This window comes from Streptomyces sp. NPDC085596 (genome assembly GCF_044541565.1).
Taxonomy (GTDB): domain Bacteria; phylum Actinomycetota; class Actinomycetes; order Streptomycetales; family Streptomycetaceae; genus Streptomyces.
In genome coordinates this window covers 402,747-429,399 of sequence record NZ_JBITTC010000005.1, presented here as the reverse complement: position 1 = coordinate 429,399, position 26,653 = coordinate 402,747, and the positions used below count along the sequence as shown (strand labels likewise).

Sequence of the window (26,653 nt, the reverse complement as noted above, 5' to 3'; positions counted from 1 at the left end):
CCCCCAGCGCTAGTACGAGAAGGCCATCGGCCGGTCGGCGTCGCGGTGGTCGCCGCCGATCTTCGTGGGCGGGTTGAGGTCGGCCTCGGTCAGCTCCGGAGGGCCGGCCTTGGCGTACTTGGCCAGCAACCGGACCTCGATGACCGCGAGGACCGCGTACAGCGCGGTGAAGACGGCCATCGAGATGGCGACCTCGGCCTGGGAGACACCGGGGGAGACCGCTTGCCGGGTCTGGAACAGGCCGTAGACGACCCAGGGCTGGCGGCCCATCTCGGTGAAGATCCAGCCCCAGGAGTTGGCGATCAGCGGGAAGGCCATCGTCCAGGTGGCCACGCGCCAGAACCAGGGGGTCAGCTTCGGGCCCAGCGTCCGCTTCCCGAACAGCACCAGATGCGGCAGCTCGTCGTCGCCGGTGCGCAGTTGCCGGGGGAGCAGGAACTTCTTCCGGGTCAGCCAGAGCCCGATCGCCCCGAGGGTGAAGGAGGCCATGCCGAACCCGATCATCCAGCGGAAGCCCCAGTAGGCGACCGGGATGTTGGGCCGGTAGTCGCCGGGCCCGAACTTCTCCTGCTCGGCCTTGTTGACGTCGTTGATGCCGGGGACGTAGGAGGAGAAGTCGTCGTTGGCGAGGAAGGACAGCAGTCCCGGCACCTCGATGGCGACGGTGTTGTGGCCCTTGTCCACGTCGCCGTAGGCGAAGACCGAGAACGGCGCGGGTTTCTGACCGTCCCACAGGGCCTCGGCGGCGGCCATCTTCATCGGCTGCTGCTTGAACATCACCTTGCCGAGCAGATCGCCGCTGACCGCGGTGAGCAGGCCGGCGACGACCACGGTGACCAGTCCGAGCCGCAGCGAGGTCCGCATCACCCGGATGTGCCGGCGGCGGGCCAGGTGGTAGGCGGCGATGCCCACCATGAAGGCGCCGCCGGTCAGGAAGGCCGCAGAGAGCGTGTGGAACGCCTGGCTGAGCGCGGTGTTCTGGGTCAGCACGGCCCAGAAGTCGGTCAGTTCGGCGCGCCCCTTCTCCTTGTTGATCCGGAAGCCCACGGGGTGCTGCATCCAGGAGTTGGCCGCGAGGATGAAGTACGCCGAGAGGACCGTGCCCAGCGAGACCATCCAGATGCAGGCCAGGTGGATCTTCTTCGGCAGCTTGTCCCAGCCGAAGATCCACAGACCGATGAAGGTCGACTCGAAGAAGAAGGCGATCAGCGCCTCGAACGCCAGCGGGGCGCCGAAGATGTCCCCGACGAAGCGCGAGTAGTCCGACCAGTTCATGCCGAACTGGAACTCCTGCACGATGCCGGTGACCACACCCATCGCGATGTTGATCAGGAAGAGCTTGCCCCAGAACTTCGTGGCCCTGAGGTAGACCTCCTTCTCCGTGCGCACCCAGGCGGTCTGCAACCCGGCCGTGAGCGCGGCCAGGGAGATCGTCAGGGGGACGAACAGAAAGTGATAGACGGTGGTGATGCCGAACTGCCAGCGCGCCAGGGTCTCCGGCGCCAGCGCCAGTTCCACGTCGTCACCCCTCCCTACTTCGCCGTTCCGGTGCGGTGTTCGCCGCTTATGTCCCACACATATGGAGCAATCCGGACGGAGCTTGTGAAAGCGTTCACATTCACAAGCCATTATGGCGCACAGGTATTCGTCACCCGAAAGGGGGGCCCTCGACGACTGCCCGCAACGACGAAGGGCCCCGCCTGAAGCGGGGCCCTGACTCATCGTCGGGAGATCGGCGTCAGCTCTCCCCGTCGCCCGCCACCTCGCGGCGAAACGCCTCCGCGGCCTTCAGGAACAGGTCGTTCGCCTCGGTCTCCCCGACCGTCACCCGCACGCCCTCGCCGGGGAACGGCCGCACCACCACACCGTGGTCCTCGCACGCCGCCGCGAACTCCATGGTCCGCTCCCCCAGCCGCAGCCACACGAAGTTGGCCTGAGTCTCCGGCACCGTCCAGCCCTGCGCGCGCAGCGCGTCGACCACCCGGGCGCGCTCGCACACCAGCGAACCGACCCGGCCCAGCAGCGCGTCCTCTGCCTGGAGCGAGGCGATCGCCGCCTCCTGCGCGACATGGCTGACCCCGAACGGCACCGCCGTCTTGCGCAGCGCGGCGGCCACCGGCTCGTGCGCGATGGCGAACCCGACCCGCAGCCCGGCCAGCCCGTACGCCTTGGAGAAGGTGCGCAGCACGCAGACGTTCGGCCGCTCCCGGTACAGCTCGACCCCGTCGGGCACCTCGGGGTCGCGGATGAACTCCCGGTACGCCTCGTCCAGCACCACCAGCACGTCCTTCGGCACCCGGTCGAGGAATCGTTCCAGCTCGGCTCGCCGCACCACCGTGCCGGTCGGGTTGTTGGGGTTGCACACGAAGATCAGCCGGGTCCGCTCGGTGATCGCGTCCGCCATCGCGTCCAGGTCGTGCACATCGCCCGGAGTGAGCGGCACCTGCACCGGCGTGGCGCCGCTGATCCGCGTGATGATCGGATACGCCTCGAAGGAGCGCCAGGCGTAGATGACCTCGTCGCCCGGTCCGCTGGTCGCCTGCACCAGCTGCTGGGCCACACCGACCGAGCCGGTGCCCGTGGCCAGGTGGGAGACCGGGACGCCGAAGCGGTCCGCCAGTTCGGTCATCAGGGCGCCGCACGCCATGTCGGGGTAGCGGTTGAACTCGGCGACAGCCGCCGCGACCCGCTCCATGACACCGGGCAGCGGGGGATAGGGGTTCTCGTTGGAGGACAGCTTGTAGGCGACCGGACCCTCGGCCGAGGCGGGCTTGCCCGGCTTGTAGGTGGGGATACCCTCCAGCTCGGCGCGCAGCTTGGGGCTCGTCTCGCTCACCGCAGTCCTCCTCGCGACCACCGGCGGACCGTCGACGCCGCCGGCATCCAATGCTCCTCACCTTATGAGGATTCGGCGCGCTTGCGTACCCGCGCGACCCGGTCGGGGGCCCGCCTCCGTCGTCCCACGGGCATCATGGGCCGCGCCGGGCGACTGCCTGCGCATTAGGGGGCGCATCGCGCATTTGTCCATGCGCCGGTGGCTCGCGCCGTGGCGCGCATCCCCCGTGAAGGTGAGTTGAGACCTCTTCGAAACATCGGGCACTTGGCAGGCCCACGCGCGTCGACAAGTCACGTCCTGCCATTGGACCGGCCAACTGGCTTGCTTTCCAAGGCTGTTGCGGCTTGATGATCATGCAGAAACGTGCCTGTCAACGCATGCATATGCGTCCGCCCTACCCCACCACAAGAGCCCTACTATCGGCTCGCCATGACAGCAGCAGGGAAGCACCAGGTGAGCCGCGGGGAAACCTCCCGGCGAGGCAGCCGGCCGGGCCGGGCGGGCATCAGAGACGTGGCCGCCGCCGCCGGGGTCTCCATCACGACCGTCTCCGACGCCCTCAACGGCAAGGGGCGGCTCCCGGATGCCACCCGCCGCCATGTCCGTGAGGTCGCGGACCGACTGGGCTACCGGCCCTCGGCCGCCGCCCGCACCCTCCGTACCGGAAAGTCCGGCCTGATCGGCCTGACCGTGACCACGTACGGGGATGAACCCTTCACTTTCACCGAGTTCGCCTACTTCGCCGAGATGGCGCGGGCCGCGACCTCCGCCGCGCTCGCCCGCGGCTACGCCCTCGTCATCCTCCCCGCGACCTCCCGCCACGACGTGTGGTCGAACGTCGCACTGGACGGCACGGTCGTCATCGACCCCTCCGACCAGGACCCCGTCGTCAGCGAACTCGTCCGGCAGGGTTTACCGGTCGTCTCCGACGGCCGCCCGGCCGGCTCCCTCCCGGTCACCGCCTGGGTCGACAACGACCACGAGGCCGCCGTCCTCGGCATCCTCGACCACCTCGCCGCCGCCGGGGCACGCCGCATCGGACTGCTCACCGGCACCACCACGGACACGTACACCCATCTGTCCACCACCGCCTATCTGCGCTGGTGCGAGCGGGTCGGCCAGGACCCGGTCTACGAGTCGTACCCGGCGCACGACCCGTGTGCGGGCGCCGTCGCCGCCGACCGGCTGCTCGCCCGCCCCGACCGCCCGGACGCCGTCTACGGTCTCTTCGACCCCAACGGCACCGATCTGCTCGCCGCCGCCCGGCGCTACGGGCTGCGCGTCCCGGACGACCTGCTGCTGGTGTGCTGCAGCGAGTCCACGGTGTACGCCACGACCGAGCCGCCCATCACCACGCTCTCGCTCAAGCCGCGCCGCATCGGCACGGCGGTCGTGCAGCTCCTCATCGACGCCATCGAGGGGGTCGAGTCGGACCAGCCGGTCGAGCAGGTGATGCCGACCGAGCTGATCGTGCGCACCTCGTCCCAGCGCCGTCCGCCGCGCACCACGGTCAGCCCGCCCAGGGCGCCGGAGCGGGGCTGACGGACCCGGGCCCGAGGTCGTCCGCCCGGCGGGAGCGGGCGGTTGCGCGAGGCGTGCCCGGGTCGGTCGCGCCTCGCCGAAGCGGGGCGGACGACCGCCCGGCGAGCGAGCCGATCACGGCCGGGCAACCAGTCGAACTCCTGCCCAATCGGGACGAAAGCCTTGGCGATCAGGAGCCTCGCCGTGATTCACCACCCCTGGGTCATCACATGGCGCGACGCGCATTCCTATGATGGGCCCACGACACCGCGGGCCGCTGCGACCAGGCAGTCCGAAGCGGTGCAGCTGCGGCGCGATGGTGGAGGGGTCTGATGACTCAGGGGGCCGGTCAGGGACCCGAGACGGAGCGAACGGCGACGTTGCGCGACTTCCGGGTGCCCGCGTACGTCCATGAGACCGGTCCGTACGCCGACGTCCACCCCGGTGACGTCGTCCCTCCGCACGAGGAGGAGCACCCCGACGGGTACACCCCGACCGAGCGCGACCTGCCGGTCATCCAGCGCGGCGACACCCTCCCGCCGCCGGTCGAACCGGCGGCCGCCCCGGCGCCGCAGCCCGAAGCGGGCCCCGGCCCGCTGTTCGTCGTCGGCGACGTCCACGGCTACATCGAGGAGCTGCTGAGCGCGCTGCGGGAGAAGGGCCTGATCGACGAGGCCGGCCAGTGGTGCGCGGGCACCGCCCGGCTGTGGTTCCTCGGCGACTTCACCGACCGGGGTCCGGACGGCATCGGCGTCATCGACCTCGTGATGCGGCTGTCCGCCGAGGCCGCGGCGGCCGGCGGCTACTGCAAGGCCCTGATGGGCAACCACGAGCTGCTGCTGCTGGGCGCCAAGCGGTTCGGCGACACCCCGGTCAACTCCGGCGCGGGCACCGCCACCTTCCAGGCGGCCTGGCTGCTCAACGGCGGCCAGAAGACCGACATGGACCGCCTCCAGGACCACCACCTGCAGTGGATGGCCCGGCTCGACGCGGTCGAGGAGGTCGACGGTCATCTGCTGGTCCACTCCGACACCACCGCCTACCTCGACTACGGCGACTCGATCGAGGCCGTCAACGACACCGTCCGCGAGGCGCTGACCCGCAATGACGCGGACGAGGTGTGGGACCTGTTCCGCAAGTTCACCAAGCGCTTCTCGTTCCGCGACGAGGGCGGCGCCGACGCCGTGCGCTCCCTCCTCGATACGTACGGCGGCGCCCGTGTGGTTCACGGCCACAGCCCGATTCCCTATCTGCTCGGCCAGGTCGGCTCCGAGGAGAGCGAGGACCGGAGCGACCCGCATGTCGAGGGTCCGCACGTCTACGCCGACGGTCTCGCCATCGCCATGGACGGCGGCGTGACCATGGCCGGAAAGCTGCTGGTCCAGCAACTTCCCCTGGACGCCTGACGGTTCGCCTGGTCTCAATTTCCAGCAACCCCCTGTCACCGTGCGGTGTGACAGCTCTACCATCGGCTTATCCGTAGCAGGCTCCCCTCCGTTTCTGCCCGACGGCTCGCCGCCATGCGAGCCCCAAGCCCTACGGAGCATCGGGGGATGCACATGAACAGCGTTCCGCAGCACCTGCTGAGCGAGGACCGCCGGGAATTCGAGCGGCTCCTCGATGAGGCGCTGCGCTCCGCACCCGACCACCCGGAACTGTCCGCCGTCGGAGAGCGGCTCAACCCGGAACAGCTGCGCACGATGGCGCTCAACGCCACGGCCCTCATCACGGCGGCCGCCACCACCGAGTACCAGCACTACGTCAAGACCCGCGAGGAACTGCGCCACCCGGCACCGCCCGCCGAGGCGTCCGGCACCGAATCCGGCTCGGCGGAACCGGGGCCGGGCCCTCTGGGGCTCGCCGCCGCCCTCGGCGAGACCGCCGAGGCCGCCGGCGCGGGCGCCAGCGCGATGATCGCGGTACTGGCTCCCGTGCTCGCCGGAACGGCCGCAGTGATCTTCCTGCTGGTCGGCTACATCCTGAAGATGCTCGCCCCCGGCCAGCAGTTCGGCCGGACCATGCTCACCGTCGGCTGGGTCTTCGGCGCCGTGACGGCGGCGGCGATCCTGACCGCCGGGGTGGCGCTGCTGATCACCGCGCTGCGCAACAGCTCCTCCGCCGGGGCCGCCGCCCAGGAGGAGGCGCACGAGGCGGTGGCGAGGGCGCGTCAGGAGTGGCGGGACGCGCTGCTCGAACGCGGCATCCTGCCCTTCCTGCGCGACGCCCTCGCCCAGCCCGGCACACCCGCCGCACAGCCCCTGCCGGCCCCCGGACCGAGCGGCCGGATGCCACGCCTGGGCTACGGCCGCCCCGGCTTCAGCAGCCCCGACGACGGAGCGGCCACCGACCGCCCCCGCTTCAGCAGCCCGGACTACACGAGCCCGGACTTCGGCGGCCCGGAACACCAGCCGGACTAGGGCCCGGCCCGGCTGGAGCCCAGCCCGGCTAGGGCCGGTCCTCCGCGATCGGCAGGTAGACCCGGTTGCCCGTGGCCGCGAACTCCAGGGACTTCCTCGCCATGCCCTCCTCGATCTCGGCCCGGTTCCCGCCGTGTTCGCGCCGGATGTCCTGCGAGATCTTCATGCTGCAGAACTTCGGGCCGCACATGGAGCAGAAGTGGGCCGTCTTCGCGGGTTCGGCGGGCAGGGTCTCGTCGTGGAACTCCCGTGCCGTGTCCGGGTCCAGGGCGAGGTTGAACTGGTCCTCCCACCGGAACTCGAAGCGGGCGTCCGAGAGAGCGTCGTCCCACTCCTGGGCTCCGGGGTGCCCCTTGGCCAGATCGGCCGCGTGGGCGGCGATCTTGTAGGTGATGACGCCGGTCTTGACGTCGTCCCGGTTCGGCAGGCCCAGGTGCTCCTTGGGCGTGACGTAGCAGAGCATCGCCGTGCCCCACCAGGCGATCATCGCGGCGCCGATACCCGAGGTGATGTGGTCGTACGCCGGCGCGACGTCGGTGGTCAGCGGGCCGAGCGTATAGAACGGAGCTTCATCACAGATCTCCTGCTGAAGGTCGATGTTCTCTTTGATCTTGTGCATCGGGACGTGACCGGGGCCCTCGATCATCGTCTGTACATCGAAACGCCTGGCGATCCGGTTGAGTTCCCCGAGCGTGCGCAATTCCGCGAACTGCGCCTCGTCATTGGCGTCCGCGATCGAACCGGGCCGCAGACCGTCGCCGAGCGAGTAGGTGACGTCGTAGGCGGCAAGGATCTCGCAGAGTTCCTCGAAGTTCTCGTACAGGAACGACTCCCTGTGGTGCGCCAGGCACCAGGCGGCCATGATCGAGCCGCCGCGCGAGACGATGCCGGTCTTACGGTTCGCCGTGAGCGGGACGTACGGCAGGCGCACACCCGCGTGAACCGTCATGTAGTCCACGCCCTGTTCGGCCTGCTCGATCACCGTGTCCTTGTAGACCTCCCAGGTCAGTTCCTCGGCCCTGCCGTCGACCTTCTCCAGGGCCTGGTAGAGCGGCACGGTGCCGATGGGCACGGGGGAGTTGCGCAGCACCCACTCGCGGGTGGTGTGGATGTTTCGGCCGGTGGAGAGGTCCATGACCGTGTCGGCGCCCCAGCGGGTCGCCCAGGTCATCTTCTCCACCTCCTCCTCGATCGAGGAAGTGACCGCGGAATTGCCGATGTTGGCGTTCACCTTCACCAGGAACCGCTTACCGATGATCATCGGCTCGATCTCCGGGTGGTTCACATTGGCGGGCAGCACGGCCCGCCCCGCCGCGATCTCCTCGCGGACCACCTCGGGAGAGACGTTCTCCCGGAGCGCCACGAACTCCATCTCGGGCGTGATCTCGCCCTGGCGGGCATAGGCGAGCTGGGTGACCGCCCGGCCCGTCCGACCGCGCCGGGGCTGCCGGGGCCGCCCCGGAAAGACCGCGTCCAGATTGCGCAGCCCGCCGCGCGGCGAGGTGTGCTTGATCCCGTCGTCCTCCGGCCGGACGGGACGGCCCGCGTACTCCTCGGTGTCGCCACGGGCGACGATCCAGTTCTCCCGCAGCGGGGCCAGCCCCCGGCGGACATCGGTGTCGGCTTCCGGATCGGTGTACGGGCCGGAGGTGTCGTACAGCGTGACCGACCCCCCGTTGGTGAGGTGCACCTGACGGACCGGCACCCGCAGATCGGGGCGTGAGCCCTCGACATACGCCTTGTGCCAGCCGATGGACTTCCCGGCCTCCTCGCCCGACGAACTGTTCGTCGTGTTCTGCGTGGAGGCAGGCGTGCGTGCGTCCTTGTTGGTCATGAGACCTACTCCCTACGCCGGCATTACCCGGTAACAGGTTCGGCGGTCGACGCAGCGATTTCCGTCCGCAGATGTTCTCGGGGAACCACGTTCCACGTGAAACATCGCAACGACGGAGGTCAGCGCCCTCTCAGCCCGGTGCTCCGAGCTCCCGCGTGTGCAAAGGTGCCTCCACGCTAGCGCCCCGTGTGACGGGATGAACAGTGGGCCTCCCCCGTTCTTGCAATGATCGGGCCGTGACCACGACGCAGCAGCCTCCCTACCCTCCCCCCGGCCCGCCCCACCGGCCCGGCTCCGGACCAGGCCCCGGCGACGGGGGTGGGCATGGGCCGGGCTCCGGAGGCGGGCACGGGGGTCATGGCCACGGGCACGGCCACTCCCACAGCCACGGCCCCGCCACGCCGGTCTCCAGGCATCTGCGCAAGGTCATCGCGGCCATCCTGATCCCGTTCAGCGCGGCCGTCGTCGTGGGTCTGGTGGTGCTCTGGCCCGGAGGCGCGCCGCCGCACCAGCGCACCGGGGTCGGCTTCGACCGCCAGACGCAGCAGGCCACGGTCACCCGGGTCACCTCGGTGAGCTGCCAGGTGGGCGGCGCGGGCGGGGGAGCCCCGGCCGGCGACCCCTCCGCCACGGGCGCGGGTCCGGCTGCCCAGGAGGACAAGAAGGGCCCCTGCAAGAAGGCGACGGTCCGGGTCGACACCGGCAAGGACCAGGGACGCACCTTCACCGAGCTGGTGCAGCCCGACCAGACCCGGCAGTTGCACCAGGGCGACAAGGTCGTGGTGGCCTACGAGCCCAAGGCCCCCAAGGACCTCCAGTACGCCGTCACCGATCTGGACCGCAAGTTCCCCATGGCGCTGCTGGCCGGAATCTTCGCGGTCGCCGTCGTGGTGGTGGGCCGGCTGCGCGGCGTCATGGCGCTGGTGGCCCTGGCCGTCAGCTTCATGGTGCTGACCCTGTTCATCCTGCCCGCGGTGCTCCAGGGCTCGAATCCGCTGCTGGTGGCCGTGGTCGGGTCGAGCGCGATCATGCTCATCGCGCTGTACATGTGCCACGGCCTGTCCGCGCGGACCTCCGTCGCGGTGCTCGGCACCCTCGTCTCACTGCTGCTGATCGGTTTCCTCGGCTCGCAGTTCATCGGCTGGGCCGCGCTCACCGGCAACACGGACGACAACACCGGTCTGATCCACGGTCTCTACCCGTCGATCGACATGAGCGGCCTGCTGCTCGCGGGTGTCATCATCGGCTCGCTGGGCGTGCTGGACGATGTGACGGTCACCCAGACCTCGGCGGTGTGGGAGCTGCACGAGGCCAATCCCTCGATGGGCTGGCGCGGGCTGTACCGGGCGGGCATCCGCATCGGCCGCGACCACATCGCCTCCGTCGTCAACACCCTCGTCCTCGCCTACGCGGGCGCCGCGCTGCCCCTGCTGCTGCTGTTCTCCATCGCGCAGAGCGGGGTGGGCACGGTGGCCACCAGTGAACTGGTCGCGGAGGAGATCGTGCGCACGCTGGTCGGCTCGATCGGTCTGGTCGCCTCGGTGCCGGTCACCACCGCGCTCGCCGCCCTGGTCGTATCGGCCGACCGTCCCGCGCCCGGTACGGCGGCTCCCGAGGCCGCTCAGCCCGTCGCGGCCTCCGGCGGCAGGGGACGGCGCCGGAAGCGCTGAGAGGCGCCGCCCGGGGCCCGTCGGACCGCGAACCCCTGAAGAAGCGTTTCTTCAAAGGTTCACGGAGCCCGGCGGAACGCTCGGCGCCCCCCGGCCGGGCCGCGTCAGCCCGCGCTCTGCTCCTCGGCCAGGATGCGGCCCAGGGCCTCGTCGAGGTGGGTGTCGAAGTCGGCCAGCGCACCCTCCTGCCCGAGCGGCACCAGCTTGTCGGTGCGGTCGAGGAATGCCACGAGCGGCGGGGTGGAGGAGCGGAACAGCGCCTGATCACCGCCCACCTGAAGCCGGATCAACACCTCGCCCAGCACCTCGCAGTCGACGGGGGCGATGTGCACATCCCCCTCGCCGCACGGCCGGCCGACCCCGTCGATCATCAACTCCCGGCCGAAGACCCAGGTCACCGGGGCGTCACCGGGCAGATGGAAGGTGAGCCGCACCGCATAGGGATCACTCGTCTCGTAGCGCAACTCCACCGGAATACGGAAGGAAAGCTCCTCCGAGACGAGAAAGCTCATCATGACTTCTGCCTGTACGGACTCGCGCATCGCCTACCCCGTCGTATGACATCGACTGGCCGGGTTTAATCCCTGACTGGGGTCAAATCTAGCTGAACGTACATGGCAGATCACAAGGAGTGAGTTTTCAGATGCTGATAGAGAGTGCCAGCGCTCCCATGTGACGACCCATCTCCGACTGCAACCTCCTTGTCATGCACGGAAGTTGATCAGCCTGATGGGCCGGGAGCGAGATCGCCATCGTCGCGGCGGTTGTACCGACAGTGATCGGCACCGCCGCACAGACCGCTCCAAGGGCGTATTCCTGCCGTTCCACCACCGGTTCCATGCGCCGGGTCCTGGCCAGCCGCCGCAGCAGGGCGTCGTTGTCGCGCACGGTGTACGGCGTGAGGGAGCGCACCGGGTAGCGCGCGAGGTGGTCGCGGCGGGCGTCCTCGTCCAGCTGGGAGAGCAGGCACTTCCCGATGGCGTGGGCGTGTCCCGTCTCGCGGAAGTCGGCCCACTCCGCGACGGCCGGGGTCTCCCGCGAGTCGGCCACGCACATGACCTCGATCTCGCCGTCCCGGTACATCGCGTAGTACACCGGGGCGCCGATCGAATCGCGCCAGTGCGCGAGGGTGTCGGCCACCGTGCTGCGACGTTTCTGCTGCGCTCCGCTGCTGCTGAGCCGGTCCGCCGCGTCGCCGAGGAAGAACCGCCCCTTGTCCCGGCGCAGATAGCCCTCGTGCACCAGGGTGCGCAGCAGGTGGTAGGCCGTGGGGAGCGCGAGGCCCGTCTCGCGGGCGAGCTGCTTGGCGGGAGCGCCGTACTCGTGCCCGGCGACCGTCTCCAGCAGGCGCATGGCGCGCTGGACGGACCCGATGAGGGTCGCGGAGTGCTTGTCGGGGGCGGTGGCGGCGGGGGGCCGCTGCATCGGGGGCGCGCAGGACCGCGCCGGAGCCGGGGGTGCGTGGGGTCCTGCCGGGGCGGTGTCGACCGTGGCCAAGGATTTACTCCCGAAGCGCGGAGGTGGGGGCGGCCCGTGCGGGGTGGACACGGGTGGGGTGCGTGCCGCCCGTGGGGTTCGGGGCCCCACGGGAGTCCGGACTCTAACCGTCCACCACCGCACGCGGACGGCCTGCCGGGGAAACTTCCCTCCCCCGAGGGAACCGGCGATCCGTGTTACCGCTCCCCGGCACCCGCGCGCGTCACCAGTCTCCGCGCGACGAGGAGCCGGCGGTGAACTTCCGCACCACGTAGATGAGTCCGCCGACCAGGGCGACGAAGAGCAGGAGCTTGAAGAGCAGACCGATCAGGAAGCCGACCACGGTCGCTATCAGGCCGCCGAACACGACCAGCGCGATGACCGGCACCGCGACCCACTTCACCCACCACGGCAATCCCGTGAAGATCTCTCGCATCGCCTCGTCCTTTGCGCTAGCGGTTCTCGATGTCCCGCTTCGATGCTAGAGCCGACGAGGGGCTCCGTGGGGGCCTCGCACCCCTTGTCGTCCCCTGATCCATCCCCTAGGGAACCCTGAGAGCCGCCCCTCACGCCTCGGGGGGAGAGAACACCACCAGGACCCTCAGGTCCTCGCTGATGTGGTGGAACTTGTGGGCCACACCCGCCGGCACGTACACCACGCTGCCCCGCGCGACCTCCGTGGTCTCCAGCCCGACCGTGATCGAGGCCCGGCCGCTGACGACGAAGTACACCTCGTCCTGGAGATGGGGCTTCTGCGGGTCGTGGGAGCCGGCGTCGAGGGCGTACAGGCCGACCGACATGTTCCGCTCGCGCAGGAACTGGAGGTAGGCGCCCTCGTTGGCGGCGCGCTCCGCCTCCAGTTCGTCCAGCCGGAATGCCTTCATCGCCGTCGTCCGCCCTTGCCCCGCCGCCCACTCTGATTCTGGTCTGCAACGATCAGACACATGAAGAATCTCGTAGTCAAGACGATCGCCAACGCGGGCGCCCTCGCGGTCGCCGTGTGGCTCCTCGACAAGATCACCCTCACCGGTGACAGCACGGGCAAGAAGATCGGCACGCTGATCGTGGTCGCGCTGGTCTTCGGACTGGTGAACCTTCTGGTCAAGCCGGTCGTGAAGGTGCTGACCTTCCCGCTCTTCATCCTGACCCTCGGCCTGATCACCCTCATCGTCAACGCGCTGATGCTGCTGCTGACCTCGTGGGTGTGCGACCAGCTCAACCTCAGTTTCCATGTCGACGGGTTCTGGACGGCCGTGCTCGGCGGGCTGATCATCTCCATCGTCTCCTGGGCACTGAATCTCGTTCTGCCCGACGAGGACTGATCCGGTCATGGCCTACCGCGTCTGTTTCGTGTGCACCGGCAACATCTGCCGCTCCCCGATGGCCGAGTCGGTCTTCCGGGCGCGTGTCGCCGAAGCCGGACTCGACGGCCTGGTCGAGGTCGACAGCGCCGGCACCGGTGGCTGGCACGAGGGCGACGACGCCGACCCGCGCACCGTGTCCGTCCTCGACGAGCACGGCTACGGCACCGAGCACACCGCGCGGCAGTTCCGGCCGTCCTGGTTCGGCCGCCTCGACCTGGTGATCGCCCTCGACACCGGCCATCTCAAGGCCCTGCGCCGCCTCGCCCCGACCGAGGCGGACGCGCGCAAGGTGCGCCTGCTGCGCTCCTACGACCCGGCGGCCGACGCCGACCTCGACGTTCCGGACCCCTACTACGGGGGCCGCGACGGCTTCGAGGAGTGCCTCGAGATGGTGGAGGCGGCGAGCGCCGGACTGCTCGATTCCGTACGCGAACATCTGGAGGAACGGCCCGTATGAACGACACAGCCGCGCACCCGGACTCGACCGGCGACGGCACCCGCGCCGTCCGGGCCGGCCTTCCCGAGCCGGTGAAGCACGAGCCGACCCTGCCGGGGCCGGTGTTCGCCGCGCACTTCCACCTGCCCGGCGACGTCAGCGGCCCGTACTCCTACGGCCGCGACGGCAACCCCACCTGGACCCTGCTGGAACGTGCCATCGGCGAGCTGGAGGCGCCCGGCGGCGACGACGCCGAGACGCTGGTGTTCGCCTCCGGCATGGCCGCGATCTCCGCCGTGCTCTTCTCCCAGCTGCGCTCCGGCGACACGGTCGTGCTGCCCTCGGACGGCTACCAGGCGCTCCCCCTGGTCCGGGCCCAGCTGGAGGCGTTCGGCATCGAGGTGCGCACCGCGCCCACCGGCGGCGACGCCCAGCTCGACGCGCTCGACGGGGCGCGGCTGCTGTGGATCGAGTCGCCGTCCAACCCCGGGCTCGACGTGTGCGACATCCGGCGACTGGTGAAGGAGGCCCACGCGCGCGGCGCGCTCGTGGCCGTCGACAACACCCTCGCCACGCCGCTCGGGCAGCGCCCGCTGGAGCTGGGCGCCGACTTCGCCGTGGCCAGCGGAACCAAGCAGCTGACCGGCCACGGCGACGTCCTGCTGGGTTACGTCGTCGGGCGCGCGGGCGAGGCGATGGACGCGGTACGCCGCTGGCGGAAGATCGTCGGGGCGATCCCCGGCCCGATGGAGGCGTGGCTCGCCCACCGCTCGATCGCCACGCTTCCGCTCCGCGTCGACCGGCAGAACGCCACGGCGCTGGAGGTGGCCCAGGCTTTGCGCGGGCGCCCCGAGGTCTCCGGCCTGCGGTATCCGGGGCTGCCCGACGATCCGTCGCACGCGGTCGCGTCGCGGCAGATGCGCCGCTTCGGCTGCGTGGTCTCCTTCACGCTGCCCACCCGCGAGCGGGCCGAGCGGTTCCTCGAAGCACTGCGTCTGGTCGAGGACGCGACGAGCTTCGGCGGGGTCCGCTCCACTGCCGAGCGGCGCGGCCGCTGGGGCGGGGACGCGGTGCCGGAGGGCTTCATCCGCATGTCGGTGGGGGCCGAGGACGCCGAGGACCTGGTGGCGGACGTGCTGCGCGCCTTGAACGAGTCCGCCGAGTCCGCGGACTGAAGGCGGTGCGGACGGTCCGAGCCTCCCCCCTCGTGGCTCGGACCGTCACCGGTTCCGCGCGCGAAGAACCGCGCAAGCAAGGCTAGTTGACTCTGCGTCAGTGTCCAATCACGGTAACGACAGAGACCTATCGACTTATTTATAGTTGGGGCCTGCCCGGCCGCCGGAGGAGGCAGGGAAAGGGGACCCCGCCATGGACCTGGCCCTGCTGCGGACCTTCGTCACCGTGCACCGGGCCGGCTCCTTCACCCGCGCCGCCGCCCTGCTGGGCCTGTCCCAGCCCGCCGTCACCTCCCAGATCCGCACGCTGGAACGCCAGCTCGGCCGCCCCCTCTTCCTGCGGCAGGCCCGCGGGGTGACGCCCACGACCATCGGCGACGAACTGGCCCACAAGGCCGCACCACATCTCGACGCCCTGGTGGAGATAGCCGAGAGCGGCCTGGACGACGAGTCCTCGCTGCGCACGCTGCATCTGGCCGGCCCCCCGGAGTTCACCGCCGAGCGCGCGCTGCCCGCCCTGACGGAACTGACCGGCGCCGACGGTCAGGGCCTTGCCCTGCGCGCCTCCTTCGGCACCGCGGAGGAAGTGCTGGAGGGGCTCGCGGCCGGCCATCACGAGCTGGCCATCAGCACGCTCCGGCCGCGCGGCGCCCTGCTGAGCGCGAGCCCGCTCTGCGACGAGGAACATGTGCTGGTCGCCGCCCCACGCTGGGCCGAGCGGATCGGTCCGGAAGCGCTGCGGCTGACGGGAGCGGCCGCGCTGAAGAACCTGCCCGTGGTCGAGGTCCACGAGTCGCTGCCCTTCGTCTCGCGCTACTGGGCCTCCGTCTTCGACACGCGTCCGGGGATCTCGGGCACGGTCATCGTCCCCGACCTGCGTGCCGTGCTGGCCTGTGCCGGGGCGGGCGCGGGGCTCGCGGTGCTGCCCCGCTATCTGTGCGCCACCGCCCTGGACCGCGCCGAGGTGGTGCTGCTGCACGACCCGGCCGTGCCGCCGCTGCGGACCTACTTCCTGGTGGTGCGCACCGGCTCGCTGGCTCTGCCACATGTGGCACGGGCGCACGAGTGGCTTCAGCGGGCTGCCTCGCGGTGGTGCTGAGCGGGCTTTCCCGGTGCCGAGCGGGCTTTCCTCCGGGAATGTCTCCGCGTCGTGCGGCCGAAGCCGCCTGCGATGTTTCACGTGGAACCAGCCGGGCCACATTGTTCCCATGACCGTCCGACCCGTGGTCAAGCGCACCGCCCGCGCCGTTCTGCTGGACGGTGACGACCTGATCCTGATCAAGCGCACCAAGCCCGGTGTCGATCCCTACTGGGTCACCCCCGGTGGCGGGGTCGAGCCCGAGGACCCGACCGTCGTGGACGCCCTGCACCGCGAGGTGTACGAGGAACTCGGCGCCAAGATCAGTGATGTCGTGCCCTGCTTCGTGGACACCGTGGAGCACATCGGCGAGGACGGTGGCGCGACCGGTGTGAAGGTCCAGCACTTCTTCGTCTGCCGGCTGGCGTCCATGGACCCCTCCCTCCGCCATGGCCCCGAGGTGGAGGAACCCGCCGGGGAGTACGAGATCGTCCGCATCCCTTTCACCCGGGTCGGCATCGCCTCCGTCCACCTCGTCCCGCTGTCGCTGCGGCACTACCTGGACGGCAACATCGAAGGCGTCCGCGCCATGCACGCCCCCGACCTCGGCTAGCCGGGGCCCACGCGCTCAGAAACCGACGACCACCAGGTCCTCGACCGGGTCGTGCCGTATGCGGGGCGCGGGAACGCCGAGCGCCTGCAACGCGGAGACACCGCTGCGGATCATGCCGGGCGGACCGGAGAGATAGGCGTCGTAGTCCCGCCAGGGGCCGCTCGCCCGGACGGCGTCGTGGAGGTGGCGGTCCTCCCGGTCGATGACCGACCGGACGGATATCCAGGGGTGGGCCTGCCGCAGCCGGAGCAGGGTGTCGATGTCATACAGGTCATGGTCATTGCGGGCGCTGTAGAACACCTCGACCGGACGGCGGGCGCCATGCTGGGCCACCTCCTCGGCCATGGCCTTGATCGGGGCTATGCCGGTGCCGCCGCCCAGGCAGAGCAGGCCGCTGTCGGTGCCGTGGTCGACGCTCATCGAGCCGACCGGTGGCCCGAGGCGCACCACGTCTCCGGGGCAGGCGCGGTGGACCAGGGCGTTGGAGACCCAGCCGGCCGGGACCGCGCGCACATGGAAGGTGAGCAGGCCGTCGGCGCGGGGTGCGGAGGCGAAGGAGTAGTGCCGCCAGACGCGCGGCCACCAGGGGGTCTCCACACTCGCGTACTGCCCGGCCAGGAAGGGGTACGGCTGGTCGGGGCGCAGCGTGAGGACCGCGACGTCGGGTGTCCTCAGGTCGTGGGTGACGACCTCGGCATGCCACCAGGGCGGAGCATCCCGCCCGTCCGTCGCGGCTGCGTCGATCATGACCTGGGAGATGGTCGCGTAGACCCGGCCCCAGGCTGCCTCCGCCTGCGGGTTCCAGGTGTGGGTGGCGTAGGTGCTCAGGGCGCCGATCAGGCACGCACCCACGGCCGGGTAGTGCTCGGCTCGGGTGCCGTACTTACGGTGGCCCCGGCCTAGGTTTCGCAGGTAGTCGACGAGCACGGGCGGGTTGTCGATGTGCTCCGCCGCCGTGAGCAGTGCCCGCAGCAGACGGTCCCGCTGGGTGTCCATCGCGGGCGGGAACAGGGGTCGCAGCTCCGGGTGGCGTACGAAGAGGAGAGCGTAGAAGTAGGAGGTCACCTTGTCGGCGACGGGTGCGATCTCCGCCATCGTGCGGCGGATGAGCAGCGCGTCCCAGGACGCCTGCGCGAGGGGCCGCGCCGGGCGCGCGACGACCGGCTCCGTCTCGGTGCCGCGCCTCGGCCGTCGGTCGCCTTGGTTCGGCAGGCCGTCGTTCCCCGATGGGGTGGCCGGAGCTTCCATGTGTGCCCTCGCTCGCACTCCTGCGGCGGTCTGCGCTCTCCCCCTCGGAAGCGCGTGATCCCCGACGAGGCGGAGGACCGCAGCACTCGCTCCGCAGCGTGACACCGTGGCCGGATGCCGCGTTCCGTTACCCGGAAACACAGCTCTTGACGCGCTTCGTCCGGTTACGCTGTCGGCCGCCAAACCCCGTATGAAACCGACGAGTTGATCAACTTCCGCGTGCGGTAAACCGTTTGGCAGGGGTGTTTCACGTGAAACGACCCTGCCGGGACTGGCCTGAAGCGGTAAGAAGTCTCCGAATCCGGTGGACGTGAGGGGTGTCCGTCGGACAGCCTGACCGGCGTGCCGATCTCTTCACTCGCCGCGTTGCCCATCCGTCGTCTGACTCCGCGCGATCTCACCGCCTGCGCCGATCTGTCCGAGGACCGGGGGTGGTCCCGCGAGGAACACAAGTGGGGGCTCCTGCTGACTGCCGGCAACGGCTTCGGCATCGACGATCCCGACGGTGGCCTCGTTGCCGCGTGCGTCGTCACGGAGTACGGCTCCGGGCAGCGGCTGGAGCTGGGTGCCATCGGCATGGTCCTGGTCGCCGAACGCCATTCCCGTAAGGGTGTGGGGCGCCGTCTGATGCGGCACGTCGTGGCGGCCATGGACGGCACTCCCCTGACCCTGCACGCCACGCCCGTGGGCCGCCCGCTCTACGAGGAGATCGGCTTCAAGACCGTGGGCCGGGCGGAGATGCTCATGGGGCACTTCACGCCGGACCGGTCGGAGCCGCCGGTGGCGACGCGGGCCGCGACCGCCGAGGACCTTCCGTCGATCCTCCGCCTCGACGCGGAGGTCTTCGGCGTCGACCGCACCTCGGTACTCGTCCGGCTGCCCGCCTTCGCCGATCAGGTGCGGGTGGCGGAGGAGAACGGCCGGATCACCGGATACGCCGCCGCCTGGCCCAACATGCAGACCCATGTCGTCGGCCCGCTGATCGCCCGCGACACGGAGACGGCCAAAGCCCTCATCGGCTCGCTCGCGGCCCGTACCGGCCGACCACTGCGCACCGACGTGGACGTGCGCCACGAGGAACTGCTGACCTGGGCGAAGGAGCGGGGACTCGCGCCGGTGATGTCGAATTCCGTCATGGTCCTCGGCGTGGCTGATCTACCGGGGGACTGGACCCGCAGGTTCGCACCGCTGACGGTGGCCGCGGGCTGACCCCGGCATGACGACGGCCCCCGCGATGCGGCGGGGGCCGTCGTCATGGTGTGCGGGGCTCGCTCAGACGAGGGCGCTCACAGCCTCGGTGGCGAAGCCGTGGTCCTGGTCCGGCGCACCGCCGCCGACACCGATCGCGCCGATCAGCCGGCCGTCACGGTGGACGGGAACGCCACCGGCGATGAAGAGCAGCGGGCGGTCGAGCGCCGTGGGCAGCGTGTGGAAGAGGCCGCCGGGCTGCACGAGGTCGACCAGGTCGGCGGTCGGCGCATTGAGCTGGAGAGCGGTGTACGCCTTGCGGGTGCTGGTCTCGCCGGAGATCAGCACGGCCCGGTCGTCCCGGCGGAAGGCGAGCAGGTGGCCACCGGCGTCCAGGACGGTGACGCTGACGGTCACACCGGCGTCCTCGGCCGCGCGCCGGGCGGTGGCGATGAGCAGCTCGGCGTCCTCGATGGTGAGCGGGGCGAAGGTGGTGGTGCTCATGGTGGGGGTCTCCTTGGATGTTTCTGAGGTGGTCCGTCCGGGCCGGGTCGTGTTCGTCACCGGTGCGGGCGGGGGTCTGTGGGGCTGCCGTGGCGGCCTCAGGGGCGGGCGGGCTCCGGCCGGCCGGCGGGTGCGCCGGAGGCGGTCACCGCGCCGGACCTGGCGTCGCGGCGCTCCAGGGCGGCCGACAGGACGGCGAGCAGCAGGGCGGCCGCGGCGAGGACGGCGCCGACCCAGTTGGGGGCGGTGTAGCCGAACCCGGCCGCGATGACCATGCCGCCGAGCCAGGCGGACAGGGCGTTGCCCAGGTTGAACGCGCCGATGTTCACGGCCGAGGCGAGGGTCGGGGCGCCGTGCGCCTGGTCGAGGACGCGCTTCTGCAGCGGCGGGACGGTGGCGAAGCCGAGGGCCCCGATCAGGGCGATGGTCACGGCCGCCGCGATCTTGTTGTGGGCGGTGAGCGTGAAGAGCGCGAGGACGACAGCCAGGGCGCCCAGCGAGACGTAGAGCATGGGCATCAGGGCACGGTCGGCGAACTTGCCGCCGATCAGGTTGCCGCCGACCATGCCGAGGCCGAACAGGACCAGCAGCCAGGTGACCGAGCCGTCGGCGAAACCGGCGACGTGGGTCATCATCGGCGCGATGTAGGTGATGGCGGCGAAGACTCCGCCGAAGCCGAGCACGGTCATCGCCATGGCGAGCAGGACCTGGGCGTTCTTGAACGCGGCCAGCTCATGACGCAGATGCACGCCTTCGGGCTTGGGCACATCGGGCACGAGTTTCGCGATGCCCGCGAGGCCGATCACGCCGAGGACGGCGACGATGCCGAAGGTCACGCGCCAGCCGATCTGCTGCCCGATGAGCGTGCCCAGCGGGACGCCGATCACATTGGCGACGGTCAGCCCGGTGAACATCATGGCGATGGCGCCGGCCTTCTTCTGTGGTGCCACCAACTCGGCCGCGACGACCGAGCCGATGCCGAAGAAGGCACCGTGGGCGAGGGAAGCGACCACCCGTCCGATCAGCATGACCGCGAAGACGGGCGCGACGGCCGAGAGCAGGTTGCCGGCGATGAACAGGCCCATCAGCACCATCAGCATCCGCTTGCGCGAGACCTTGGTGCCGAGCACGGTCATCAGCGGGGCGCCGATCACCACGCCGAGGGCGTAGCCGGTGACGAGCAGGCCCGCGGTGGGGATGGAGACCCCGAAATCGCCCGCCACCTGGGGCAGCAGCCCCATGATCACGAACTCGGTCGTTCCGATTCCGAAGGCCCCGATCGCCAGGGCCAGAAGCGCGAGAGGCATGAGGGGGTAGACCTTCCCAAACGATTGCAGGAGCGTTTTGCGTGCTTCCACAATAGTTGCAGACGCGGGTTAAACGCAATCGCTGGATATTGCGGCCGTGCTCTACTCTGGAGTTCAGCCGCTCCGGGACGGAGGAACACCCCAATGACAGCGACGGACCCCGCGCTCACCGCCCTCGCGCAGGGCTGGTGCGCCCTGTCTCTGCTGCACGGGAGGATCGAGGCGCACATCGAGCGCGCCCTCCAGGCGCAGCACGAGCTGAGCGTGCGCGAGTACTCCCTGCTCGACGTGCTCAGCAGGCAGCACGACGGTGATGGCGGTCATCTGCAGATGAAGCAGGTCGCCGACGCCGTCGTCCTCAGCCAGAGCGCCACCACGCGGCTGGTGACCCGCCTGGAGGACCGCGGCCTGCTGGAGCGCTACCTGTGCCCCACCGACCGCCGGGGTATCTACACCAATGTCACCGAGGCCGGTCTGGGGCTGCTGGAGAAGGCACGCCCGACCAATGACGCCGCGCTGCGCGAGGCACTGGACGCGGCGGCGCTGACTCCCGAACTCGCCCCGCTGGTCAAGGCCGTGGAGGCGCTGCACGTCCCCGCATAGGCTGCGCGCCATGACCGACCTCGACATAAGGCCCGCGACCCCGGACGACATCCCGGCGATCGTGGCCATGCTCGCCGACGATCCACTGGGCGCCCAGCGCGAGTCACCCGACGACCTGACGCCCTACCTGCCGGCATTCGAGCGCCTGGACACCGACCCGAACCAGCATCTCGTCGTGGCGGTCCGGGGTGGCCGGGTCGTCGGGACACTCCAGCTCACGATCATCCCCGGGCTCTCCCGCAAGGGCGCCACTCGTTCCCTCATCGAGGCCGTACGGGTCCACGCGGACGAGCGCGGCAGCGGACTGGGCAGCGAGCTGATCCAGTGGGCGGTCGACACCTCGCGCCACCTCGGCTGCCACCTGGTGCAACTGACCTCGGACAAGACACGCACCGACGCCCACCGCTTCTACGAGCGGCTGGGCTTCACGGCCTCGCACGAAGGCTTCAAACGGAGCCTCTGACCGCGCACTTGATGCCACGAAGGGTCCTGTTTCACGTGAAACAGGACCCTTCGCACCGTCTATGTGCCGTTATGGCTGGGCGATCCCCCGCCAGCCCTCCGCATCCACCCCGCCGGGTACGGGCGCGTCCGCGTCATACGGCTGACGCGTGAACACGAACGACCCGAGGTCGAGATGGCTCACCGTTCCGTCCGGGCGTCGCATGGCTTCCAGCAACTCCCCGGCGTAGTAACCCTCCAGGCCCGTCCAGCTGCCGTCGCCGTTCGGCCGGAACCGGGCACGGCGGCCACCCCCGGCCAGCGGCCCCAGCGTGAGGAGGCCGTCGGCCATCACCCGCAGGGCGAAAGGATGGGTCCCCCAGTACCAGGGGCCCGCCAACTCCAGCACTCCTGGGTCGACTTCACTGAGCGGGCGCCACGGCTCGGGGATACGCGGTTCGGCCATGGCGACGATACGGACGAGGTCGGCGCCCACCGCGCCGACCAGGGGGCCGCTGGTGCAGTTGGCCAGCACCACCGCTGCCACATCGTCCGCCACGCTGAACACGAGGTTCGCCAGGAATCCCGGCAGCGAACCGGAGTGCCCGGCGAGCAGCCGGCCGTCCCGGTGCTGGATCTGGAGCCCGAGACCGTACGTGGCCCCGTCGACCACGTCCGCGGGCTCGGCGGGCGCGGCGGGGGTGCGCATCTCCCGTACCGACTCGGCGCTCAGCACCCGGTCGTCTCCCTGGACCAGGAAGGCGGCGAAGCGGGCGAGGTCGCCCGTGGTGGACCACAGTTGCCCGGCCGGGGCCATCCGGCCGAGGTCCTCCAGCGGCTCGGGCAGCAGCGCGTCGGCCCAGGGGTGCACCGCCCAGCCGCCCGCGTGCGGTGCTTCGGGCCGCATGGTCGTGCGGTGGAGTCCGAGGGGATGGAGCACCTCGTCGCGCAGTACCTGCTCCCAGGGAGCGCCCCGGAGTTCCTCCACCAGCGCCCCGAGGAGGGTGTAGCCGGGGTTGGAGTAGTGGTGGCGCCGTCCGGCCGGGTGCAGCGGGGGCTTCTCGCCGAGTACATCGCTCAGTTCGGGCCGCAGCGAGCCCGGCGTCCGCTCCCACCACGGCGCGGGCGACTCGGCGGCCAACCCGGCGGTGTGGGCGAGCAGTTCGGCGATGGTCGCCTCACCGGCGCCGGTACCGGGCAGATGCTTCTCCAGCGGGTCACCGAGATCGAGCACGCCCTCGTCCCGCAGCCGCAGCACCAGGACGGCGGTGAAGGTCTTGGTGATGGACCCGATCCGGTACTGCACGTCCTCGTCCGGCCCGTGCCCGTCCACCGAGGTCCGCGCACCGTGCCACACCACCCGTCCACCGCGCACCACCGCGGCGACGAGCGACGGCGCCCGCCCCTCGGCCTGCGCGACGGCGATCCGGTGCGTCAACGCCCTGCGGGTCGCGGGAAGCAGCTCTTCGTGCGATGTCGTCATGCCCCCAGTCCATCGGCTGGAAGGGGACACGTCGAGCCCATTTGCCTCGGTCGGCACCCGGTCAGGTCTGGGCCATGTCCACAAAGCGGGAGTAGTGGCCCTGGAAGGCCACCGTGATCGTGGCCGTGGGGCCGTTTCGGTGCTTGGCGACGATCAGGTCGGCCTCGCCCGCGCGGGGGGACTCCTTCTCGTAGGCGTCCTCGCGGTGCAGCAGGATGACCATGTCGGCGTCCTGCTCGATGGAGCCCGACTCACGCAGGTCGGAGACCATGGGCTTCTTGTCGGTGCGCTGCTCGGGGCCACGGTTCAGCTGGGAGAGCGCGATGACCGGGATCTCCAGCTCCTTGGCGAGGAGCTTGAGGTTACGGGACATGTCCGAGACCTCCTGCTGACGGCTCTCGGCCCGCTTGGAGCCACCGGACTGCATCAGCTGGAGATAGTCGATGACGACCAGCTTCAGGTCGTTGCGCTGCTTCAGTCGACGGCACTTCGCGCGGATCTCCATCATCGACAGGTTCGGGGAGTCGTCGATGTAGAGCGGCGCGGCCGACACGTCCGGCATCCGACGGGCCAGGCGCGTCCAGTCCTCGTCGGTCATCGTGCCGGAACGCATGTGGTGCAGGGCGACACGGGCCTCGGCGGACAGCAGGCGCATGGCGATCTCGTTGCGGCCCATTTCGAGGGAGAAGACCACGCTCGGCAGGTTGTGCTTGATCGACGCGGCCCGCGCGAAGTCCAGCGCGAGCGTCGACTTACCCATGGCGGGGCGGGCGGCGATAACGATCATCTGGCCGGGGTGCAGGCCGTTGGTCAGCGAGTCGAAGTCGGTGAACCCGGTGGGTACACCGGTCATCTCGCCACTGCGCGAACCGATCGCCTCGATCTCGTCGAGGGCCCCCTCCATGATGTCGCCGAGCGGCAGATAGTCCTCGCTGGTGCGCTGCTCGGTGACCGCGTAGATCTCGGCCTGGGCGCTGTTGACGATCTCGTCGACGTCGCCGTCGGCCGCGTATCCCATCTGCGTGATGCGGGTGCCGGCCTCCACCAGACGACGCAGGACGGCCCGCTCGTGGACGATCTCCGCGTAGTACTCGGCGTTCGCCGCAGTCGGCACCGTCTGGACGAGGGTGTGCAGATAGGCGGCGCCGCCGACCTTGTTGATCTCACCGCGCTTGGTGAGTTCGGCCGCGATGGTGATGGGGTCGGCCGGCTCGCCCTTGGCGTAGATATCGAGGATCGCCGTGTAGATCGTCTCGTGCGCCGGCTTGTAGAAGTCGTGGCCCTTGAGGATCTCGACCACGTCGGCGATGGCGTCCTTGGACAGCAGCATGCCGCCCAGCACGGACTGCTCGGCGTCCAGGTCCTGCGGCGGCACCCGTTCAAAGGTGGAGCCGCCGTCGTCCCAGCCGCCGTTCTCGCGACCGCGCTCATGCTGCTCGTCACGGCCGCCGCGGTTGGCGTCACCGCGGCGCCGGGAGGCGGGGAGACGATCGCTGGGACCGCTGTCGGCCCACGGATCGTCCAAGGGCTCGGAAATGCTCACCGAGCCACCTCCTCCCGTCCGCCGGAGCGGACCTCGCCATGCCCTCTGTTCTACGGCACGGCACTGACAAAATGAGAGGCCCAACTCCGGTTCCGGCGCGTCGGATATGTGACGTTTCCACGGCCGGGAATAGGAGCGGGCGCCGGACCACGGTAGGCCCCCCGGCACCGTCAGCCAATCTGGTTATCCACAGGCCATGTGGACGACGGCCCAGATGCTGTGGAGAACTCACCGAAACCTGTGCACGACCCGGTGGACAGCCCTGTGAACAAGACCTCGCCCCCATCGGCGAGACCGCACTGACCTGCATCTTTACCGTCCACCGGCTGTGCAGAAGAAAAACTTTCCCACTCGGACCAAGATCACCTCGAACGCCGCGCGAAACCTTGCCTTCCGGAAACGGAAGTAAGGGTCAGATCATAGTTGCATCTCTTACCTGTGGACGATTAGATTGATGCGCATGACACAGGCTCCCGCGATCTCCAAGGCCACGAGGCGACGCCATGACCGGGAGATCGTGGCCCTCGCCCTCCCGGCCTTCGGCGCGCTCGTCGCCGAGCCTCTCTTCGTCATGGCCGACAGCGCGATCGTCGGCCATCTCGGCACCGCCCAGCTCGCCGGTCTCGGCGTCGCCTCGGCGCTCCTCACCACCGCCGTGAGCATCTTCGTCTTCCTCGCCTACGCCACCACGGCGGCGGTCTCCCGCCGCGTCGGCTCGGGAGATCTACGGGCCGCGGTCCGCCAGGGCATGGACGGGATCTGGCTGGCCCTGCTCATTGGCGCCGTCGTCATCGCCGTCGTCGTGCCGCTCGCACCCGGCATCGTGGACCTCTTCGGCGCCTCCGCCACCGCGGCGCCCTACGCCACCGCCTATCTGCGTATCTCCGCCCTCGGCATCCCGGCCATGCTGGCCGTCCTGGCTGCCACCGGTGTACTGCGCGGACTCCAGAACACCAGGACCCCGCTGTACGTCGCCATCGGCGGCTTCATCGCCAACGCCGCCCTCAACGCCTTGCTCGTCTACGGCGCCGGGCTCGGCATCGCGGGTTCCGCCTGGGGCACCGTGATCGCGCAGTGCGGCATGGCCGCCGTCTATCTCTGGGTGGTCGTCCGGGGCGCGCGACGACACGAGGCGTCCCTGCGCCCGGACCTCGCCGGCATCCGGGCCTCGGCGCAGGCCGGCGTACCACTGCTGGTCCGCACCTTGTCCCTGCGGGCCATCCTCATGATCGCCACCGCGATGGCGGCCCGCCTCGGTGACGCCGACATCGCCGCCCACCAGATCGTGCTGTCCCTGTGGAGTCTGCTGGCCTTCGCCCTGGACGCGATCGCCATCGCAGGGCAGGCGATCATCGGCCGCTACCTCGGCGCCGACGACGCACCCGGCGCCCGCGCGGCCTGCCGCCGCATGGTGCAGTGGGGCATCGCCACCGGTGTCGCCCTCGGCCTGCTCGTGGTGGCAGCGCGGCCGCTCTTCCTCCCGCTGTTCACCAGTGACGCCGGGGTGAAAGACGTGGCACTGCCCGCGCTCCTGGTGGTCGCGCTTTCCCAGCCCATCTGCGGGGTCGTCTTCGTGCTGGACGGGGTGCTGATGGGCGCGGGCGACGGGCCCTATCTGGCCTGGGCCATGGTGCTCACGCTGGCGGTCTTCGCTCCGGTCGCCCTGCTCGTGCCCACGCTGGGCGGCGGCCTCACCGCGATCTGGGCGGCCATGACGCTGATGATGACGGTCCGGATGGTGACCCTCTGGGTACGCACCCGGTCCGGCCGATGGATCGTGACGGGCGCGACCCGCTGACCGTTTCACGTGAAACGCGCCCGTGGCCCGCGGGGCGGTCCGGCCGCTGAGCGCATGAGACCCGTCCGGCCGCTGAGCGCATGAGAAAGGGGCCGCATCCCCGAAAGGATGCGGCCCC

General features: G+C 70.2%; 25 protein-coding genes and 1 riboswitch. Of the genes, 13 read left to right on the top strand and 12 right to left on the bottom strand.

Translation table 11 applies throughout. The features are described from left to right. Positions 1 to 9 precede the first annotated feature (9 nt). Together ACIGA3_RS18050 and hisC are read right to left on the bottom strand one after the other, a co-directional pair. A complete protein-coding gene (locus ACIGA3_RS18050; RefSeq protein ID WP_399716343.1) occupies positions 10 to 1,518 on the bottom strand; it encodes a cytochrome ubiquinol oxidase subunit I in 1,509 nt (502 codons plus the stop codon). Positions 1,519 to 1,738: 220 nt separating this feature from the next. Beyond that, positions 1,739 to 2,836, bottom strand: a complete 1,098-nt coding sequence (gene hisC, locus ACIGA3_RS18045; protein ID WP_399716341.1) for a histidinol-phosphate transaminase — start codon at positions 2,834 to 2,836, stop codon at positions 1,739 to 1,741. A 429-nt stretch (positions 2,837 to 3,265) separates the two neighbouring features. Between hisC and ACIGA3_RS18040 the strand changes: the two genes are divergently transcribed. From ACIGA3_RS18040 to ACIGA3_RS18030, 3 genes are all read left to right on the top strand, one after another. Beyond that, complete coding sequence (locus ACIGA3_RS18040; RefSeq protein ID WP_399716338.1) at positions 3,266 to 4,378, top strand: LacI family DNA-binding transcriptional regulator; 1,113 nt, start codon at positions 3,266 to 3,268, stop codon at positions 4,376 to 4,378. A gap of 311 nt (positions 4,379 to 4,689) precedes the next feature. Beyond that, a complete protein-coding gene (locus tag ACIGA3_RS18035; protein WP_399716336.1) occupies positions 4,690 to 5,763 on the top strand; it encodes a metallophosphoesterase in 1,074 nt (357 codons plus the stop codon). A 147-nt stretch (positions 5,764 to 5,910) separates the two neighbouring features. Then, a complete protein-coding gene (locus ACIGA3_RS18030; RefSeq protein WP_399716334.1) occupies positions 5,911 to 6,774 on the top strand; it encodes a hypothetical protein in 864 nt (287 codons plus the stop codon). Positions 6,775 to 6,802: 28 nt separating this feature from the next. Here the strand turns inward: ACIGA3_RS18030 and thiC are convergent, their stop codons facing one another. Continuing rightward, on the bottom strand, positions 6,803 to 8,608 hold the full coding sequence (gene thiC, locus ACIGA3_RS18025) for a phosphomethylpyrimidine synthase ThiC (RefSeq protein WP_399716331.1): 1,806 nt from the start codon (positions 8,606 to 8,608) through the stop codon (positions 6,803 to 6,805). After that, positions 8,601 to 8,773, bottom strand: a riboswitch (TPP riboswitch). Its footprint overlaps the gene before it by 8 nt. Before the next feature lie 71 nt (positions 8,774 to 8,844). Here thiC and ACIGA3_RS18020 point away from each other — a divergent pair. After that, positions 8,845 to 10,278, top strand: a complete 1,434-nt coding sequence (locus ACIGA3_RS18020; RefSeq protein WP_399716329.1) for a YibE/F family protein — start codon at positions 8,845 to 8,847, stop codon at positions 10,276 to 10,278. Positions 10,279 to 10,382: 104 nt separating this feature from the next. Here ACIGA3_RS18020 and ACIGA3_RS18015 read toward each other — a convergent pair whose 3' ends face one another. From ACIGA3_RS18015 to ACIGA3_RS18000, 4 genes are all read right to left on the bottom strand, one after another. Beyond that, positions 10,383 to 10,820 (bottom strand): SsgA family sporulation/cell division regulator, encoded by a 438-nt coding sequence (locus tag ACIGA3_RS18015; protein ID WP_161147327.1) that lies wholly within the window; start codon positions 10,818 to 10,820, stop codon positions 10,383 to 10,385. Between the two features lie 97 nt (positions 10,821 to 10,917). After that, a complete protein-coding gene (locus ACIGA3_RS18010; RefSeq protein WP_389003587.1) occupies positions 10,918 to 11,775 on the bottom strand; it encodes an IclR family transcriptional regulator in 858 nt (285 codons plus the stop codon). 202 nt (positions 11,776 to 11,977) lie between these two features. Next, entirely contained in the window at positions 11,978 to 12,190 is a 213-nt protein-coding gene (locus ACIGA3_RS18005; protein WP_030806132.1) for a DUF5326 family protein, read from the bottom strand. Positions 12,191 to 12,320: 130 nt separating this feature from the next. Beyond that, a complete protein-coding gene (locus ACIGA3_RS18000) occupies positions 12,321 to 12,638 on the bottom strand; it encodes a cupin domain-containing protein (RefSeq protein WP_399716326.1) in 318 nt (105 codons plus the stop codon). Positions 12,639 to 12,698: 60 nt separating this feature from the next. Between ACIGA3_RS18000 and ACIGA3_RS17995 the strand changes: the two genes are divergently transcribed. The 5 genes from ACIGA3_RS17995 (at position 12,699) to ACIGA3_RS17975 (ending at position 16,420) form a co-directional block, all read left to right on the top strand. Further along, positions 12,699 to 13,076, top strand: a complete 378-nt coding sequence (locus ACIGA3_RS17995) for a phage holin family protein (protein ID WP_399716324.1) — start codon at positions 12,699 to 12,701, stop codon at positions 13,074 to 13,076. Positions 13,077 to 13,083: 7 nt separating this feature from the next. Then, a complete protein-coding gene (locus ACIGA3_RS17990) occupies positions 13,084 to 13,575 on the top strand; it encodes a low molecular weight protein-tyrosine-phosphatase (RefSeq protein WP_399716321.1) in 492 nt (163 codons plus the stop codon). Further along, a complete protein-coding gene (locus ACIGA3_RS17985) occupies positions 13,572 to 14,729 on the top strand; it encodes a cystathionine gamma-lyase (protein WP_399716318.1) in 1,158 nt (385 codons plus the stop codon). Before ACIGA3_RS17990 ends, ACIGA3_RS17985 begins: the two co-directional genes overlap by 4 nt. 193 nt (positions 14,730 to 14,922) lie before the next feature. Continuing rightward, positions 14,923 to 15,828 carry a LysR family transcriptional regulator gene (locus ACIGA3_RS17980; RefSeq protein ID WP_399716315.1) on the top strand — a complete coding sequence of 302 codons (906 nt, stop codon included), beginning with the start codon at positions 14,923 to 14,925 and terminating at the stop codon, positions 15,826 to 15,828. Positions 15,829 to 15,937: 109 nt separating this feature from the next. Beyond that, positions 15,938 to 16,420: an NUDIX domain-containing protein gene (locus tag ACIGA3_RS17975; RefSeq protein ID WP_399716313.1), complete on the top strand. Its 483-nt coding sequence runs from the start codon at positions 15,938 to 15,940 to the stop codon at positions 16,418 to 16,420. 15 nt (positions 16,421 to 16,435) lie between these two features. On the opposite strand, the gene ACIGA3_RS17970 is transcribed toward ACIGA3_RS17975, so the two are convergent. Beyond that, positions 16,436 to 17,668 carry a globin domain-containing protein gene (locus ACIGA3_RS17970; RefSeq protein ID WP_399716310.1) on the bottom strand — a complete coding sequence of 411 codons (1,233 nt, stop codon included), beginning with the start codon at positions 17,666 to 17,668 and terminating at the stop codon, positions 16,436 to 16,438. Between the two features lie 342 nt (positions 17,669 to 18,010). Between ACIGA3_RS17970 and ACIGA3_RS17965 the strand changes: the two genes are divergently transcribed. Then, the gene (locus tag ACIGA3_RS17965) at positions 18,011 to 18,877 is read left to right on the top strand and encodes a GNAT family N-acetyltransferase (protein WP_399716307.1); all 867 of its coding nucleotides are present in this window, start codon (positions 18,011 to 18,013) and stop codon (positions 18,875 to 18,877) included. A 63-nt stretch (positions 18,878 to 18,940) separates the two neighbouring features. On the opposite strand, the gene ACIGA3_RS17960 is transcribed toward ACIGA3_RS17965, so the two are convergent. Next, positions 18,941 to 19,360, bottom strand: a complete 420-nt coding sequence (locus ACIGA3_RS17960) for a heme-binding protein (RefSeq protein ID WP_399716305.1) — start codon at positions 19,358 to 19,360, stop codon at positions 18,941 to 18,943. 98 nt (positions 19,361 to 19,458) lie between these two features. Beyond that, entirely contained in the window at positions 19,459 to 20,667 is a 1,209-nt protein-coding gene (locus ACIGA3_RS17955) for an MFS transporter (protein ID WP_399716303.1), read from the bottom strand. Between the two features lie 144 nt (positions 20,668 to 20,811). Between ACIGA3_RS17955 and ACIGA3_RS17950 the strand changes: the two genes are divergently transcribed. Both ACIGA3_RS17950 and ACIGA3_RS17945 read left to right on the top strand, forming a co-directional pair. Continuing rightward, positions 20,812 to 21,270, top strand: coding sequence for a MarR family winged helix-turn-helix transcriptional regulator (locus ACIGA3_RS17950; RefSeq protein ID WP_399716300.1), 459 nt, complete (start codon positions 20,812 to 20,814; stop codon positions 21,268 to 21,270). 10 nt (positions 21,271 to 21,280) lie between these two features. Further along, the gene (locus ACIGA3_RS17945) at positions 21,281 to 21,733 is read left to right on the top strand and encodes a GNAT family N-acetyltransferase (RefSeq protein WP_399716297.1); all 453 of its coding nucleotides are present in this window, start codon (positions 21,281 to 21,283) and stop codon (positions 21,731 to 21,733) included. A gap of 69 nt (positions 21,734 to 21,802) precedes the next feature. On the opposite strand, the gene ACIGA3_RS17940 is transcribed toward ACIGA3_RS17945, so the two are convergent. Both ACIGA3_RS17940 and dnaB read right to left on the bottom strand, forming a co-directional pair. Beyond that, the gene (locus ACIGA3_RS17940; protein WP_399716295.1) at positions 21,803 to 23,194 is read right to left on the bottom strand and encodes a serine hydrolase domain-containing protein; all 1,392 of its coding nucleotides are present in this window, start codon (positions 23,192 to 23,194) and stop codon (positions 21,803 to 21,805) included. A gap of 61 nt (positions 23,195 to 23,255) precedes the next feature. Further along, entirely contained in the window at positions 23,256 to 24,737 is a 1,482-nt protein-coding gene (gene dnaB / locus ACIGA3_RS17935) for a replicative DNA helicase (protein WP_389003627.1), read from the bottom strand. A 460-nt stretch (positions 24,738 to 25,197) separates the two neighbouring features. On the opposite strand from dnaB, the gene ACIGA3_RS17930 reads away from it, so the two are divergent. Beyond that, positions 25,198 to 26,535, top strand: coding sequence for an MATE family efflux transporter (locus tag ACIGA3_RS17930; protein ID WP_399716292.1), 1,338 nt, complete (start codon positions 25,198 to 25,200; stop codon positions 26,533 to 26,535). Positions 26,536 to 26,653 lie beyond the last annotated feature (118 nt).